This window comes from Mesorhizobium sp. Mes31 (assembly GCF_024519675.1).
GTDB lineage: Bacteria > Pseudomonadota > Alphaproteobacteria > Rhizobiales > Rhizobiaceae > Mesorhizobium.
This window is the reverse complement of record NZ_JALJRL010000019.1, coordinates 65,569-80,809: the sequence shown is the minus strand read 5'-3', so window position 1 is coordinate 80,809 and position 15,241 is coordinate 65,569. Positions and strand designations below refer to the sequence as shown.

The 15,241-nt window shown below is 62.3% G+C and carries 15 protein-coding genes; 1 reads left to right on the top strand and 14 read right to left on the bottom strand.

What is annotated here, in order from left to right:
* Window positions 1–75: 75 nt before the first annotated feature.
* Window positions 76–273, top strand: a complete 198-nt coding sequence (locus NR193_RS26445) for a DUF2735 domain-containing protein (protein WP_256753649.1) — start codon at window positions 76–78, stop codon at window positions 271–273.
* Window positions 274–361: 88 nt separating this feature from the next.
* Here the strand turns inward: NR193_RS26445 and NR193_RS26440 are convergent, their stop codons facing one another.
* From NR193_RS26440 to NR193_RS26375, 14 genes are all read right to left on the bottom strand, one after another.
* On the bottom strand, window positions 362–2,248 hold the full coding sequence (locus tag NR193_RS26440; protein WP_256753648.1) for an MFS transporter: 1,887 nt from the start codon (window positions 2,246–2,248) through the stop codon (window positions 362–364).
* Between the two features lie 194 nt (window positions 2,249–2,442).
* Window positions 2,443–3,234, bottom strand: a complete 792-nt coding sequence (locus tag NR193_RS26435; RefSeq protein WP_256753647.1) for an ATP12 family chaperone protein — start codon at window positions 3,232–3,234, stop codon at window positions 2,443–2,445.
* 12 nt (window positions 3,235–3,246) lie between these two features.
* On the bottom strand, window positions 3,247–4,119 hold the full coding sequence (locus NR193_RS26430) for a DMT family transporter (RefSeq protein WP_256753692.1): 873 nt from the start codon (window positions 4,117–4,119) through the stop codon (window positions 3,247–3,249).
* A gap of 47 nt (window positions 4,120–4,166) precedes the next feature.
* The gene (locus NR193_RS26425; protein ID WP_256753646.1) at window positions 4,167–5,147 is read right to left on the bottom strand and encodes an RluA family pseudouridine synthase; all 981 of its coding nucleotides are present in this window, start codon (window positions 5,145–5,147) and stop codon (window positions 4,167–4,169) included.
* Between the two features lie 60 nt (window positions 5,148–5,207).
* Window positions 5,208–5,582: a fluoride efflux transporter CrcB gene (gene crcB, locus NR193_RS26420; RefSeq protein WP_256753645.1), complete on the bottom strand. Its 375-nt coding sequence runs from the start codon at window positions 5,580–5,582 to the stop codon at window positions 5,208–5,210.
* Window positions 5,583–5,612: 30 nt separating this feature from the next.
* The gene (locus tag NR193_RS26415) at window positions 5,613–5,984 is read right to left on the bottom strand and encodes a DUF779 domain-containing protein (RefSeq protein WP_256753644.1); all 372 of its coding nucleotides are present in this window, start codon (window positions 5,982–5,984) and stop codon (window positions 5,613–5,615) included.
* Window positions 5,985–6,108: 124 nt separating this feature from the next.
* The gene (gene adh / locus NR193_RS26410; protein WP_256753643.1) at window positions 6,109–7,626 is read right to left on the bottom strand and encodes an aldehyde dehydrogenase; all 1,518 of its coding nucleotides are present in this window, start codon (window positions 7,624–7,626) and stop codon (window positions 6,109–6,111) included.
* 139 nt (window positions 7,627–7,765) lie between these two features.
* Window positions 7,766–8,737, bottom strand: coding sequence for a helix-turn-helix domain-containing protein (locus NR193_RS26405; protein WP_256753642.1), 972 nt, complete (start codon window positions 8,735–8,737; stop codon window positions 7,766–7,768).
* Between the two features lie 212 nt (window positions 8,738–8,949).
* Window positions 8,950–9,780, bottom strand: a complete 831-nt coding sequence (locus NR193_RS26400) for an aspartyl/asparaginyl beta-hydroxylase domain-containing protein (RefSeq protein ID WP_256753641.1) — start codon at window positions 9,778–9,780, stop codon at window positions 8,950–8,952.
* 153 nt (window positions 9,781–9,933) lie between these two features.
* Window positions 9,934–10,467, bottom strand: coding sequence for a DUF930 domain-containing protein (locus NR193_RS26395; protein ID WP_256753640.1), 534 nt, complete (start codon window positions 10,465–10,467; stop codon window positions 9,934–9,936).
* Window positions 10,468–10,616: 149 nt separating this feature from the next.
* The gene (locus tag NR193_RS26390) at window positions 10,617–11,924 is read right to left on the bottom strand and encodes a replication-associated recombination protein A (protein WP_256753639.1); all 1,308 of its coding nucleotides are present in this window, start codon (window positions 11,922–11,924) and stop codon (window positions 10,617–10,619) included.
* A 48-nt stretch (window positions 11,925–11,972) separates the two neighbouring features.
* Window positions 11,973–13,463, bottom strand: a complete 1,491-nt coding sequence (locus tag NR193_RS26385) for a DegQ family serine endoprotease (protein ID WP_256753638.1) — start codon at window positions 13,461–13,463, stop codon at window positions 11,973–11,975.
* Between the two features lie 198 nt (window positions 13,464–13,661).
* Window positions 13,662–14,093 (bottom strand): 50S ribosomal protein L17, encoded by a 432-nt coding sequence (rplQ, locus tag NR193_RS26380; protein ID WP_023799277.1) that lies wholly within the window; start codon window positions 14,091–14,093, stop codon window positions 13,662–13,664.
* Between the two features lie 39 nt (window positions 14,094–14,132).
* Window positions 14,133–15,143, bottom strand: coding sequence for a DNA-directed RNA polymerase subunit alpha (locus NR193_RS26375; protein ID WP_013531438.1), 1,011 nt, complete (start codon window positions 15,141–15,143; stop codon window positions 14,133–14,135).
* Window positions 15,144–15,241 lie beyond the last annotated feature (98 nt).

Here is a 15,241-nt window from a genome sequence, read left to right as displayed (position 1 = left end):
GCCTAACTTGATCGCAGACCTTATCTTCAGAACAAGTTGAATCGACAAGGTTCGGCAGAAGAAAGGACTCCGACAATGGAAATCATTTCCACGCGTCCGTCGGCCAAAATTCTGATGTTCCCGGCGGCAGCGCGCGCCTCTGCCTCAAATTTGAGCGGAAAGGCTAAGTTTGCGGCAGAGCTTGCCTCGCTGCGCGGTATTCGGACGGATTTCGGCGACGGCTGGTATCATGAGGCAGCTATCGAGGATGCGAAGCAGGACCGGCAGAGCTAGTCCCTGCTCCGCTCGGATTTCTACCACGCATTGAAAAACCCGGCGCGATCGCTCGCGCCGGGTTTTCTTTAGCCTACCGAGCCGTCTGCTATTGCTTGGTATGCAGGTCGGTTCCGAGAGTATCCCTGACGAAGATGACGCCGATGATCAGCGACATCGCCGCAACCGCGATCGGATACCACAGACCAAAGTAGATATCGCCCTTGGCGGCGCTCAAGGCGAAGACCGTCGCCGGAAGCAGACCGCCGAACCAGCCATTGCCGATGTGGTAAGGCAGCGACATGCCGGTGTAGCGGATGCGGGTCGGGAACATCTCGACCAGGATCGCCGCGATCGGCCCGTAAACCATGGTCACGTAGAGGATCAGGATGAACAGGATCGCGACGATCTTTGTCCAGTTGACCTGCGCCGGATCCGCGAACATCGAGAAAGTGCCCGACGCGGGTATGCTGTAGATGGTCACATCCTTGGCGCCGGCGGCTTCCTCGGACGTCAGCACCTTGTCCTTGACTGCCTGCTCGGGCGGAACCGTCGCCTTCTCACCGGCGCGGATGGCCGCTGGATCGAGCTTCAGTTCGGGATTGGCCGCGACGAAGGCGTCGAGCTTCTGGTCGGCCACCTTGGACGCGGCACGCTTCAGCGGATAGCCACCATCCTTGAGTGCCATGCTGACTGCCTTGGTGAAGGCAGCATCCTTGGCCTTGGCCTGATCGCCGGCGGCGATGGCGTCGTAGGATTCGACCGTCTCACTGCCGACCTTCACCGTTGCCGGGGTCCCGGGCGCCGCCGTGGTGACGATGTCATACGGCACAGAACTCTTGGCAAGGAACGACGTGGCAATGTCGCAGGACGTGGTGAACTTCGCCGTGCCGACCGGGTTGAACTGGAATTTGCAGTCGCCGGGCGCCACGGTAACCGTCGCACGCGTATTCTGCTGCGCGGCGGCCAAGGCCGGATTGGCCGCCCAGGTCAATGCCTTGAACAGCGGGAAGTAGGTGAAGATCGCCAGAGCCAGCCCCGCCATGATGATCGGCTTGCGGCCGATCTTGTCGGAAAGCCAGCCGAACACGACGAAGAAGATGGAGCCGATCGCCAAGGCGATGGCAATCAGGATGTTGACCGTCTGCAGGTCGACCTTGAGCACGTTCTGCAGGAAGAACAACGCATAGAACTGGCCGGAGTACCAGACCACGGCCTGGCCGGCGGTCAGGCCGAAAAGGGCCAGGATGGCGATCTTGGCATTCTTCCACTGTCCGAAGGCCTCCGAAAGCGGAGCCTTGGAGCCTTTGCCCTCGTCCTTCATGCGCTGGAAGGTCGGCGATTCACTCAGCGTCAGGCGAATCCAGACAGAAACACCGAGCAGGATGACCGAGACAAGGAACGGAATACGCCAGCCCCAGGCGGCGAAGTCTTCCTTGCTCAACATCGCCTGAACGCCGAGGATGATGATCAGCGACAGGAACAGGCCGAGTGTTGCCGTTGTCTGAATCCACGAGGTGTAGAAACCACGGCGGTCGTCGGGTGCGTGTTCGGCGACATAGGTAGCCGCACCGCCATACTCACCGCCAAGCGCCAGACCCTGGAGCATGCGTAGCCCGACCAGGATGACCGGAGCTGCAATGCCCCAGCTCGCTGAACCAGGAAGCAGGCCGACCAGGAACGTCGAACTGCCCATGATCAGGATGGTGACGAGAAACGTATATTTGCGGCCGACGAGATCGCCGATGCGACCGAACACCAGCGCGCCGAACGGACGCACAAGGAAGCCCGCGGCGAAGGCCAGCAGGGCAAAGATGTTGCGCGTTGCTTCCGGATACTGGCTGAAGAAGGTCGCGCCGATGAAGGCGGCAAGCGAGCCATAGAGATAGAAATCGTACCATTCGAAAACGGTGCCGAGCGAGGAAGCGAAGATGACTTTCTTCTCTTCCCGCGTCATGCCGCGGCTTGCTCCGCCGGCGGTCGATGCCATTGCCATTGATATGTCCTCCCGTGAGACCCTTGTCCTCGATGCTGCCCGTCATCGTCCGCGTTCTCCTCCGAACACGGACTCAAGGACAGCAATCACGGAAAAATGACAGAAAGCGCCCCCCAACGGCAGAGCGCCTTTGGGATTATGACTTTGGTCTAATGTGCAGTGCGGGATGGGCGCTCGAACGAGCGGTGAAACCGTCAGCCCTTGAGCGCTTCGAGCAGACCGGCGGCGGCCATCATGTCGCGCTTGCGGGCGGAGCGGCGCGCGACCGCCTCCGCGTCCTGGCCCCACTGCTCGATCTGCCAGTCCTCGTCGACATGGCCGGCGGACCAGGCCGCCTCCGTGTCGAGTTCACCGAAATCGACAGCCAGCGCCAGCAGCGCCGAGCCGGTCAGCGACGTCATGACATGAATGGCCGCCAGCCGCAGCGGATCGGCACGCTGGCTGAGATGGACACCAAGCACTGCAATGGTCTCGCTTGGCTGCTCGACATGGATGATGCCTTGAGCGAGGTTGAAACGAGCTCCTAATGTCGCCCTCGCCCAGTCGATGACCGGATCCCAATGCTGGTTCTGCCGCTCGATCAGCCCTTGCGGCGCATCGGCGCGATAGCAGAGCAGGTCGGTGGAAGCGAAGCGCAGAATGTCTTCCAGCACCGCCTGCGGGTCGCTGGCGACGCCGTCGATGGCGGTGTTTACGAGGCGCATCACTGGCATCGTCACCGGATTGATGGTCTCGCCCTGGGCGGCGAACTCGGCAGCGACGAGCGCTGCTGCTCTTTCCGTCGGCAGCGCCAGCAGCGCCTTGCCCGGCGTGCGTACCGGCTTGCCGTCGAGATGCACGGCAAAGCCGTCTTCCACCGGCGCCACCGTGGCCGTCTTGTAAAAGCGCTTCGGCAGATGTGTTTTCATCTGGATCTGGGCGCGGCGCACCGGGTCCGGATCGGAAAGATATTTGCCCGCTTCTAGGTCGTCGAGGATATCACGCATAAGAAATCTCTCTCACATCGGCACGAGCTTGCGCGCCGGCCGGTTGACGATGATCAGTCCGGCGGCAATGAGGCCAAGTGCCAGAAAAATGCGAATGGTCAGCGGCTCATTCAAGAAGATGGCGCCGCACAGCACGCCGAAAACCGGTGACAGGACGGTGAAACTGGACAGGCCCGAGGCCGGATAGCGGCGCAGCAGCCAGAACCACAGCACATAGGTGAAGGCGACGATATAGACCGCCTGGAAAAGCAGGGCCAATGTCGGCAGCACAGACGGGTCGCTAACGGGCGGACCAGCGAGAGGCAGCACCAGCACGCCAACAATTGCCGCGCCGGCGAGTTGATAAAGCAGCAGCTTTTCGGCGCTCGCCCCAACCAGCTTCGACCGTTTGATGAGGATGTTGGTCAGGGCCCAGAAAAATCCGGAGCCGAGGCTCAAGAGATCGCCGAACAACATGTCGCCGCCACCGCCAAGCTTGTCGGAGAAGACCGCGGCAAGGCCGCCAAAGGCAAGCAACAGACCGAGGAACTTGCGCAAGGTGATCTGCTCGCCGAGCAGGAAGTGGCCGCCGAGCAGCATCCAGAAAGGCATCGTGTTGACCAGCAGCGTGTTGCGGGCGACGGTGGTGTGCTCCAGGCCAACATAGAGGCAGAGGAACTCGATGCCGAAAAGCGCGCCTACGGCGATGCCGGCAAGCAGCGTCCCATCGCGGGTGAACAGCGCTATGCCGCGCCAACGGCACCAGAGGAAAACGCAAAGACCGCCGATGATCGACCGGGCAATCGACAGGAAAACAGGATCGTAGCCGGCGTAGGAGATCTTGGCGGCGACGTAGTTCAGCCCCCAGGAAAAGGTCAGGCCGACCATGATGGTGGCGGCGGCCATATCGACCGTATCGCGCCGGTCGAGCGCGTCGGTGGCGCCGCTCAAGATCAGTCCTCCGCGCTGGCGTCGTCGAAGCCGATCAGGTTCCAGCTCTGGCGCATGTGCGGCGGCATCGGCGCGGTGACATCGATGACACCCTTGTCCGGGTGCGGAATTATGATGCGGCGCGCGTGGAGATGCAGGCGGTTTTGAATGCCGCCGGGGAAATCCCAGTTGGTGTCGGCCTCGAAATACTTCGGATCGCCGATGATCGGACAACCAATGTAGGCGGCATGGACACGGAGCTGGTGGGTGCGGCCCGTATAGGGTTCCATTTCGAGCCAGGTCATCGTCTGCGCCGCCTGCTCGATGATGCGGTAGTAGGAGACGGCGTGGTCGGCGCCCTTTTCGCCATGCGCGGCGACGCGAACCCGGTCACCGTCAGGCGTCGGCTCCTTGATCAGCCAGGTCGAGATCTTGTCCTCACGCTTGGGCGGTACGCCCTTCACCAGCGCCCAATACGTCTTCTTGGTCTCGCGAGCGCGAAACGCCTCGGACAGCTTCATGGCGGCAAGCCGGGTGCGAGCGACGACCAGCACGCCCGATGTGTCGCGGTCGAGCCGGTGCACGAGCCGCGGCTTCTCACCCTTCTGGTTGCGCCACGCCTCCAACATGTCATCGACATTGCGGGTGACGCCCGAGCCGCCCTGCACGGCAAGGCCCGCCGGTTTGTTGAAGACGAAAACCTTCGGATCCTCGTGGATGAGCATTTTCGCCAGAACGTCGGCATCGCCCTGGTTGCGAATGGAATGACCGGTCAGCGCGCTTTCGCCCTTCTTGTCGACCTCGAGCGGCGGAACGCGCACCATCTGGCCGGGCTCGACACGGGTGTCGGCCTTGACACGGCCGCCATCGACGCGGATCTGGCCGGAGCGCAGCAGCTTCTGCAGATGGCCGAAGCCAAGGCCCGGAAAATGGGTCTTGAACCAGCGATCGAGCCGCATGCCCGCCTCGCCGGCCTCCACCGTGATCTGTTCAACACCTGCCATGGTTCTCGCTTTATCCGTTTTCCAAGCAGGACCGGGCCTGCTCTCGGCGCGGCAATAGCATTAAGGCAGGCTTCTTGCGAGCCAAAGACCAAAAAACAGGGCGAAGATCGCTCCAATGACGCTGGCCAGCGCGTATCCGAATGCCGGCAACGTCGCACCCCGTTCCCACAATGTCGCGAAATCGAGCGAGAACGCGGAAAAGGTGGTGAAGCCGCCAAAGATGCCAGTGGCGACGAACAGCCGAAGCTCGTTCGACCCGCCGCGACGTGACAGGGCTGCGATGAACAGGCCCATGGCGAAAGAGCCGACGATGTTGATGGCCATCGTGCCCCACGGAAAATTCGGACCGATGAGGCGCAACGCGCCCATATTGGCCAGGTGGCGGATGCCGGCGCCAATGCCGCCGCCCAGAACAACGAGAAGGAGATTGAGCATGCGGTTTTCTGCCCTCGCGGGGCGGCCCGGTCAATCCCCTGCGCGTGTGGGCGCTGGCACCGCACAAACAGTTGAACGCGTCAGGAATCGCCTCTCGCGTCCATTGTCGAGCGAGAACATGCCGCCCCTGCCCGGCACCACATCGATGATGAGATCGGTGTGCTTCCACACCTCATGTTGCGAAGCGCTGATGTAGACTGGCGTCTCGCCGATTTCGCCGAGCATGACGTCCTTGTCGCCGACGATGAAATCGCCCCGGGGATAGCACATCGGCGAGGATCCATCGCAGCAACCACCTGACTGGTGGAACAGCACCGGGCCGTGATCGGCGATGATTTCGGCCAGAAATGCCCGGGCCGCCGGCGTGGCCGAGACTTTTCCAAGGGAAACCTTGTCGAGCATGCAGTCTTCCATCACGAAGCGTGTTCCTTCACGAAGGGACCGAGGCGCGGCGATGAAAGCCGCGCCTCTTGTGAAGATCGCGCATGATCCTTGCGACAGGATCATGCGCTGGCTGGGGAGGTGATCAGAAGAAACCGAGCTTCTTCGGGCTGTAGCTGACCAGCATGTTCTTGGTCTGCTGATAATGGTCGAGCATCATCTTGTGGTTTTCACGACCGATGCCCGACTGCTTGTAGCCGCCAAACGCCGCATGCGCAGGATAGGCATGGTAGCAATTCGTCCAGACGCGGCCGGCCTGGATGGCACGGCCGAAACGGTAGCAGCGGTTCGCGTCACGGCTCCAGATGCCGGCGCCAAGGCCGTAGAGCGTGTCGTTGGCGATCGACAGCGCCTCGTCGTCGTCCTTGAAGGTCGTCACCGAGACCACCGGTCCGAAGATCTCCTCCTGGAAGACCCGCATCTTGTTGTGACCCTTGAACACGGTCGGCTTGACGTAGTAGCCGCCCGCCAGATCGCCCGGCAGGTGGTTCTGCTCGCCACCGGTCAGCACTTCGGCACCTTCCTGACGGCCGATGTCGAAGTAGCTCAGGATCTTCTCCAGCTGTTCGCTCGACGCCTGCGCACCGATCATCGTTGCCGGGTCAAGCGGATCGCCCTGGACGATCGCCTCGACGCGCTTCAGCGCACGCTCCATGAACTTGTCGTAGATCTTCTCATGCACCAGCGCCCGGCTCGGGCAGGTGCAGACCTCGCCCTGGTTGAGGGCGAACATGACGAAGCCTTCGATCGCCTTGTCGAAGAAGTCGTCGTCCTCGGCGGTAACGTCCTGGAAGAAGATGTTGGGCGACTTGCCGCCGAGCTCCAGCGTTACCGGGATGAGATTCTGGCTGGCATATTGCGAGATCAACCTGCCGGTCGTCGTCTCGCCAGTGAAGGCGATCTTGGCAATGCGGTTCGACGAGGCGAGCGGCTTGCCGGCCTCGAGGCCAAAGCCGTTGACGATGTTGAGCACGCCATCCGGCAAGAGGTCACCGACCAGGTCCGCCCACAACATGATGGTGGCGGGCGTCTGTTCGGCTGGCTTCAAGACGACGCAGTTGCCGGCGGCAAGCGCCGGCGCCAGCTTCCACACCGCCATCAGCAGCGGGAAATTCCAGGGGATGATCAGGCCGACAACGCCGAGCGGCTCATGGAAATGATAGGCGACGGTATCGTGGTCGATTTCCGAAATGCCGCCCTCCTGGGCACGCACGGCCCCGGCAAAATAGCGGAAATGATCGATGGCGAGCGGAAGGTCGGCAGCGGTCGTCTCGCGGATCGGCTTGCCGTTGTCCCAGGTCTCGGCGAGCGCCAGAAGATCGAGATTGTCCTCCATGCGGTCGGCGATGCGGTTGAGGATCAGCGCACGGGCGGCGGCACTTGTCTTGCCCCAGGCATCCTTGGCTTTGTGAGCGGCGTCGAGTGCCGCCTCGATATCGCTGGCGTCGGACCGGGCAACCTCGCCCAGCGGCCGGCCGTTCACCGGCGAAATGTTTTCAAAGTATTTTCCGGAAAGCGGGGCGACCCATTTGCCGCCGATAAAGTTGTCGTAGCGCTTGGCGAAGGGAACCTTGGCCGTGCGAGAAAATTCTACCTTGTTCATCATCTTCCTCCCAAGAAGCAACGCCACGGGATGCGGCGTGTCGCTGGGAGAGTTGCCGATGGAGCAGGACTTGTCAGCCCAGGTCCATTACTCGCCGACGCCGACTGTCGCAGAACTGCGACAGTTGCGGGCCTCAAGGTCAATGTGGACGGCGGATGCCGAAGCGGGCAAGCTTGCGGTGCAAGGTAGCCCGCGAAATTCCAAGATTGCTGGCGGCGGCCGAAACATTGCCTTCGGCGCGCGCGATGGCGCGCTGAACCACGCCGCGCTCCGCTTCATCCAGGTCTTCGGCAGTGTTGGCCGAGCCGCCAAGGATGTCGGCGGCCGGCAGTCCCTTGGCCAGCGCCTGTTGTGTGATACCGAGGGCCAGCCGCGCAGAGCGCGTTGCCCCCACCACGAGATCGTCGCCATTGACCGCGATCAGCGCGCCGGCGCCGCGCTCCGCCGCCGAGGCAAGCAGAATGCGGGCATTGGGAAAAGACAGGCGAAAATTCTCGGCCTCGATGCGGCGCGCGGCATCGCCGACCGCGATGGCGATCAGGCCGACAAAGCCTTCGGTCAGGTCCGACCTGCACGACGAGACGTCGAGCGCGGCCGCCAGATTGCCCTCGTGGTCATAGATCGGCGCGGTGGTGCAGCTGAGCAGCGTGTTGCGTGAAAAGAAATGCTGGTCTCGGTGAATGGTCAGCGCGCGCTGATCGGCAAGGCATGTGCCGATGCCGTTGGTACCCTCGGAGTCCTCACTCCAGACGGTTCCCGTCCACAGTCCCCACTCGTCGAACGTGTCGTCGTCGGCGACGGCGCCACGGCGTTCTACCGGGATGCCATCGCGATCGGCAAGAAGCACGCAGCAACCAACACCGCCGACAGCCAGGTACAGCCGGTCCAGGCTCGCATCGGCGGCGCGACGCAATGGTTCCATGCGCTGCCTTGCTTCGTTCAGCTCGGCCTCGGTCAAGCGTCGCGGCGCCTTGCGCTCGGCCGGATCGAGACCATGCAATGCAAGCGAACGCCGCCAGGAAGCGACCAGCGCCGAGCGGGCCGCATCGCGGCTGGCAATGGATGCCTGTATGAAATCCGCATGATGGCCGGTCGGCTGCTGTCCGCTCACCTATCCTCCCAAGGCGAATGTCGCTTCCAACTCACAGTAGCGTTATATCTATTGAGATACATCCGCTGCGTCGAGTTGTAGAGGAACAAGGCCCGGTCGCGCTATAGGACGTTGGTTCAAGACCAGCCTCGGAAACGTTCCGGGCTTGGCGGCAATTCCCGCAAAGCGGAAACCTCTGCCGGCAAGGCTGGCAGCATCGATGATCTTTCAGTTCAGGGGGTTCCGACCTTCTTCGGCTTGGTCGAACCGATCATCTTCCAGTTCTTGTAGAACATCGAATTGATGCGCTCGACGCTCACCGAGACGATGGCAAGAAGGCCCGCAATGAGCCCGGGGACCGGGGACGGGCGAATGATGTCCATGAACACGCAATAGCGCCGCCCGTCATATTCGTTGACGGAGCGGTGCAGCAGCGTGTCGTCGAAGATGAACAGCGGATTGTCGTACCAGTAATTCTTGACGTTGCCACACTCGACGAAGATCTCCGATTTCACCGGAATCAAATTGTAGAGAATGCGCAGGCTGAGCCGCAGCGGGCCAAAGTGCCAGGACGTCGATTCACGCTTGCTGAAGACGGAAACGGCGATGGTCTTGATGTATTTGAAATCCTTGTTGAACTCGGCGACGTTGTCGATCTTGTGCTTGCCGTACCACTGATAGACATACATGCCGCGCCGGCCGGCGCCAAAATTGGCGTCGATGTCGGCGATGATCTCGTCCTTGCGCACCTTGAAGACGTCCAGGACCTCGTTGACCTCGCGCTGATAATCCTCCGGAAACTGCTCCAGCTTCCACACGCCCGGGTTCCTGTAGCACAGGAGATCGACCAACAGGTTGAACGGCGAAAGCAGCCAGGTGAACAGGCCGTTGCCAAGAAAATAGCCTGAGAACAGCGACATATCCTTGCGGTCGTTGCGCAGGACATCGATGAGGCCGAGGACAATGAAGAGCGTCGTCAGGATCGGAATGAAATAGAAGCCGAGGGCCAGAAGCGGAATGGCAATGGCGAATTTGCGAAGGGCTTTGCGAAGGGTTTTTGTCATTTTTCCACGCGCAGAGCGCGATCCTGTTGCGAAAGAGTAGCGCCAAATCATGGCAACGACCACCGCCCCGGCCGCGCGCCTTGATAAGGTTTTTTGGTCCGCCACACAACGCCCATGGCGTTGCGGGTCGTCAGCCGGAAGAACCGATATCGGTCAATGCACCGCCGGCAGGCCGAGTTCGTCCCATTTCTCCCTGGCCACGGGATCGCCAACCAGAAACTCAAAGCCGACGACGCTTTCGCCGTCATGCGCGAGTTGGCATCTGAACTTCAGCCCGTACCAGTTTCTGCGGCTGCGAAAGGCAGCACCGTTGGCGGCGATCGTCGTGCCGGTGATCTTCTCCTCCGCCGTTGCATAAGGCACGACCTGCTCTGGCTGAAAATCCGCGCGCCATCGGCGAATCTGATCCATGGCCTCAAGATTGCACAATTGCACCATGCGCTCGTCGGAAGCGAAGGTCGCGAGATCCGCGCGCGCCTGGCGGCTGCGTGGATCGGCGAGCGTCTTAGCCGACAGCATTTCGGTCGGCCGGATCATGGCCGCTGCGCTGGACGGTTGAGGTCGAGGCGGGCTCGAAGCCGATGGCGGCTCTGCTGCCCGCGCCTGCGGCGCCACCGGGGCCGCCGGTGCCGGCAGCGGTTTGGTTGAAGCCTCGAACTGTTGAGGCGTCAGAATTTCGACCGACACCCGTTCTTCCTCCGGTCGATTCGTGCGCTTCGGTATCGGCATCAAGGCCAGTATCGCGGCGAACAACGCGTGGAGAGCGACCGAGCTTGAAATGCCCCAAGGCGAAGCCTCGTTTTGAAGCGTGACGACGGCCGGGCCACGCAAGCCTGCTATTCCCGCTCTTTACGCAGCTTTGCCCAATAGTCGAGCCGCTTCCTGATGTCTCGCTCGAAACCGCGTTCAGGGGGATCGTAGAAGGTCTGGCGGCCCATCTTTTCGGGGAAATAGTCCTGGCCCGAAAAGGCATCCGGCTCGTCATGGTCGTAGCGATAGCCGGCGCCGTAGTCCTCCTCTTTCATCAGCTTGGTCGGCGCGTTGAGGATGTGCTTGGGCGGCAGCAGCGAGCCGTATTCCTTGGCGGCGCGCGTGGCCGCCTTGAAGGCGGTGTAGATGGCGTTGGATTTGGGTGCGGTGGCGAGATAGACGGTGGCCTCGGCAAAGGCGAGTTCGCCCTCGGGCGAGCCGAGATAGTCGTAGGCGTCCTTGGCGGCGTTGGCGACGACCAGCGCCTGCGGATCGGCAAGGCCGATGTCCTCCATCGCCATGCGCACCAGCCGGCGGCCGAGATAGAGCGGATCCTCGCCGGCATCGAACATGCGCGCGAGATAATAGAGCGCGGCGTCTGGATCGGAGCCGCGCACCGATTTGTGCAGCGCCGAGATCAGATTGTAGTGGCCGTCCTGGCCCTTGTCGTAGATCGGCGCGCGGCGCTGGACGATGCGCTGCAGCCCTTCGGCATTGAATATCTCGCCTGGCTTGGCGGCGCGCCAGACCTCTTCGGCGAGCGTCAGCGACGCGCGGCCGTCGCCATCGCTCATGCGGATGAGCATCGCCTTCGCCTCGTCATCGAGCGGCAGCGCCCTGCCCTCGGCTTCCTCCGCCCGCGCCATTAGCTTGGCGATGCTGTCCTCGCCAAGCGAGTGAAAGACCAGCACGCGCGCGCGTGACAAAAGAGCCGCGTTGAGTTCGAAGGACGGATTTTCGGTGGTGGCACCGACAAGCACGACGGTGCCGTCTTCCATGACCGGCAGGAAGCCATCCTGCTGCGCACGGTTGAAGCGATGGATCTCGTCGACGAACAACAAGGTCTGGCGGCCGTTGGCGCGGCGCAGCTTGGCGGCTTCGAACACCTTCTTCAGGTCGGCGACGCCCGAGAACACCGCCGATATCTGCTCGAAGGCGAGGCTGGTTTCACCGGCAAGCAACCGTGCCACCGTGGTCTTGCCGGTGCCGGGCGGTCCCCAGAAGATCATCGACCCCAGCGAACCCGAACCGATCAGCCGGGTCAGCGCGCCGTCAGGGCCGGTCAGATGTTCCTGGCCGACGACCTCACCGAGGTTTCTCGGCCGCAGCCTGTCGGCCAGCGGCCGCCCGGGCGGTGCCTTTTCCGGTTCGTCGACGCTGAACAGATCGGCCATGCACTTCTTTTTGGTTGGAGCATGAGCCCGATTGCACGGACCCCAGCTCTAATAACGCAACACCTGACGCAGTATCTGCCCGCCGCGCTCGACGGTAAAGCGCCACCAGCGCGTATCCTGCTGGGCGACCTGCGCCAGCGTTGCCGCGGTATCGATGGTCGTGCCGTTCACCTCGCGCACGATGTCGCCGGGCTGGAAGCCGAAATCGGCGGCCGGCGAATCGCGGTTGATGTCGATCACCGTCACGCCCTTGAGGTCAGTGCGCAGTCCAAGCTTCTGGGCAAGCCGCGGCGACAGTTCGGCGACCTTGGCGCCCGAGAACGGGCTGCGGCCATGCAGCGTCACTTCCGAGGCTTTTGCACCCTCCGGCGCACGCTCGAGCGCGATGTCCATCGCTGCTTGTTGTCCCTTGGTCAGGATCGCGAAATTGGCCTTGGTACCGATCGACAGCGTCGCCATGCGATAGTCCAGTGCCTCGATGCTCTCGACAGGCTTGCCGTTGATCTGCAGCACGACATCGCCGGGCTTCAGCCCGGCCTTGCCCGCCGGGCCCGCCGCGTCGACGGAAGACACCAGCGCGCCGGTCGGCTTCTCCATGGCAAGCGATTCGGCGATCTGTGGCGTCACCGCTTCGAACTCGGCGCCGATATAGGGCCGCTCGAAGAAATCGAGGCCGGCCTTGGCGGCATCGGCAAAAGCCCGCACCATATTGGCGGGGATGGCAAAGCCGATGCCGATCGAGCCACCGCTACGGCTGTAGATGGCGGTGTTGATGCCGACCAGCTGGCCACCCATGTTGATCAGCGCACCACCGGAATTCCCGGGATTGATGGCGGCATCGGTCTGGATGAAATAGCCCGAATCCGAAACACCGATATGGCTGCGGGCAAGCGCCGAAACGATGCCGCTCGTCGTGGTCTGTCCGACGCCGAAGGGATTGCCGATGGCCAGCACCAGGTCGCCGACCTCGAGCGCATCGGAATCGCCAATGGCGATGACCGGAAACGGCTTGTCGGATTCGATCTTGAGCACGGCAAGATCGAGCGTCTCGTCTTTTAGCATCACCTTGCTGGTGAATTCGCGCCCGTCGGCGGTCGCCACCTTGACCTCGTCGGCGTCCTTGATGACGTGGAAATTGGTAACGATGACGCCGCTTGGATCGACAAGCACGCCCGAGCCCAGCGAAGACTGCGCCCGCGGCTGCGCGCGGCCGAAAAACTCCTCGAAGAACGGATCGCCTTCAAAAGGCGACGTGACCTTGGCCGTCTGCGAGGCATAGACATTGACCACGGCGGGCGCCGTCTGCTTGACCAGCGGCGCGAACGACAGTTGCACTTCCTCGCGGCCGAAGGGCACGCGCTTGTCCGGCCCCGAAGTGGTGTTCTCGCCTTCCACGCCGTGCAGCAGGTCGGTCAGGACGTCGGAAAGTCCCGGATCTGCCTTGGGGGCATCCTCGGCAAGAGCCTGCCTGACTGCCGGCGCGGCTGCGAAAGTCAGCATGGCGCAGAGCAGAACAAGGGACAGTCTTTTGGCGCGCATTCGCGAATCCTCCAAGGCGAGTTCGGGCGCATTGTCCCGACGATTGTGCAAAATGAAAGGCTAAGCCCCTGAAATCCGAATATTTCAGCCAAAAGACCCCCGGTTCCTGGCAAGAAATCCGGTTCGCCGCAAATTGCCGCTTCAAGAAAACAAAAGGGGCCCGCAGGCCCCTTTGAATTCTTTGGGAAAAGCCGAGCCTTATGCGGCAGCGGCTTCCTCGTCGGTGCCTTCGGCCTCGATGCGGGCGCGGTCGCCGGCGCCCTTGGCCGAGGTGTCGCGATCGACGAATTCGATGACCGCCATCGCTGCATTGTCACCGTGGCGGAAACCAGCCTTCATGATGCGCAGGTAGCCGCCGTTGCGGGTGGCGTAACGCGGGGCGATGGTGTCGAACAGGCGCTTGACGACGCCTTCATTGCCGATCTGCGCGATCACCTGACGGCGGGCGTGCAGGTCGCCGCGCTTGCCGAGCGTCACCAGCTTCTCGACGATCGGACGCAGGTCCTTCGCCTTCGGCAGGGTAGTGAGGATCTGCTCGTGCTCGATGAGCGACACCGCCAGGTTGGCGAACATCGACTTGCGGTGGCTTATGCTGCGGGCGAACCGGCGGCCCTTAAATCCGTGGCGCATGGCTCTTCTCCTTCATTGCGGGTTCGAGAGGCCTCAGCCTCAATACTGATCTTCGTAACGCTTGGCGAGGTCTTCGATGTTTTCCGGCGGCCAGTCCGGCACTTCCATGCCGAGATGCAGGCCCATCGCCGCCAGCACTTCCTTGATCTCGTTCAGCGACTTGCGGCCGAAGTTCGGGGTGCGCAGCATCTCTGCTTCGGTCTTCTGGATCAGGTCGCCGATATAGACGATGTTGTCGTTCTTCAGGCAGTTGGCCGAACGCACCGAAAGCTCGAGTTCGTCGACCTTCTTGAGCAGCGCCGGGTTGAAGGCGAGCTCGGTGACGGCTTCCGCCGCGACTTCCTTCTGTGGCTCGTCGAAGTTGACGAACAGGCCGAGCTGATCCTGCAGGATGCGCGCGGCGAAAGCCACCGCGTCCTCGCCGGTGATCGAACCGTCGGTCTCGATCGTCATGGTCAGCTTGTCATAGTCGAGAACCTGGCCCTCGCGGGTGTTCTCGACCTTGTAGGAGACCTTCTTGACCGGCGAATAGAGGCTGTCGACCGGGATGAGGCCAATCGGCGCGTCCTCGGCACGGTTGCGGTCTGCCGGCACGTAACCCTTGCCGGTGTCGACGGTGAATTCCATGCGGATTTCAGCGCCTTCGTCCAGCGTGCAGATGACGTGGTCGGGATTGAGGATCTCGACGTCGCCAACCGTCTGGATGTCGCCGGCGAGAACCGCACCCGGTCCCTGCTTGCGAACGACCATGCGCTTGGGGCCGTCGCCTTCCATGCGGATGGCGATTTCCTTGATGTTCAAGACGATGTCGGTCACGTCCTCGCGCACACCGGCGATGGACGAGAATTCATGCAGGACACCGTCGATCTGCACGGCGGTGACAGCCGCACCGCGCAGCGAAGACAGAAGCACGCGACGCAGCGCGTTGCCCAGCGTGAGGCCAAAGCCGCGCTCGAGCGGCTCGGCGACCAGCGTGGTCAGTGTCTTCTTCTTCGACGAGAACTCGATCTTGTTCGGCTTGATCAGTTCCTGCCAATTTTTCTGGATCATGATGCTTTCCTTCCGTTGACCCGCCACCATCCAATCGTGGCGGGCGACCTGGAATACCGCGGAGGAACGCTCTTGGCGTTCGCGCGGCGTTCGGTAAT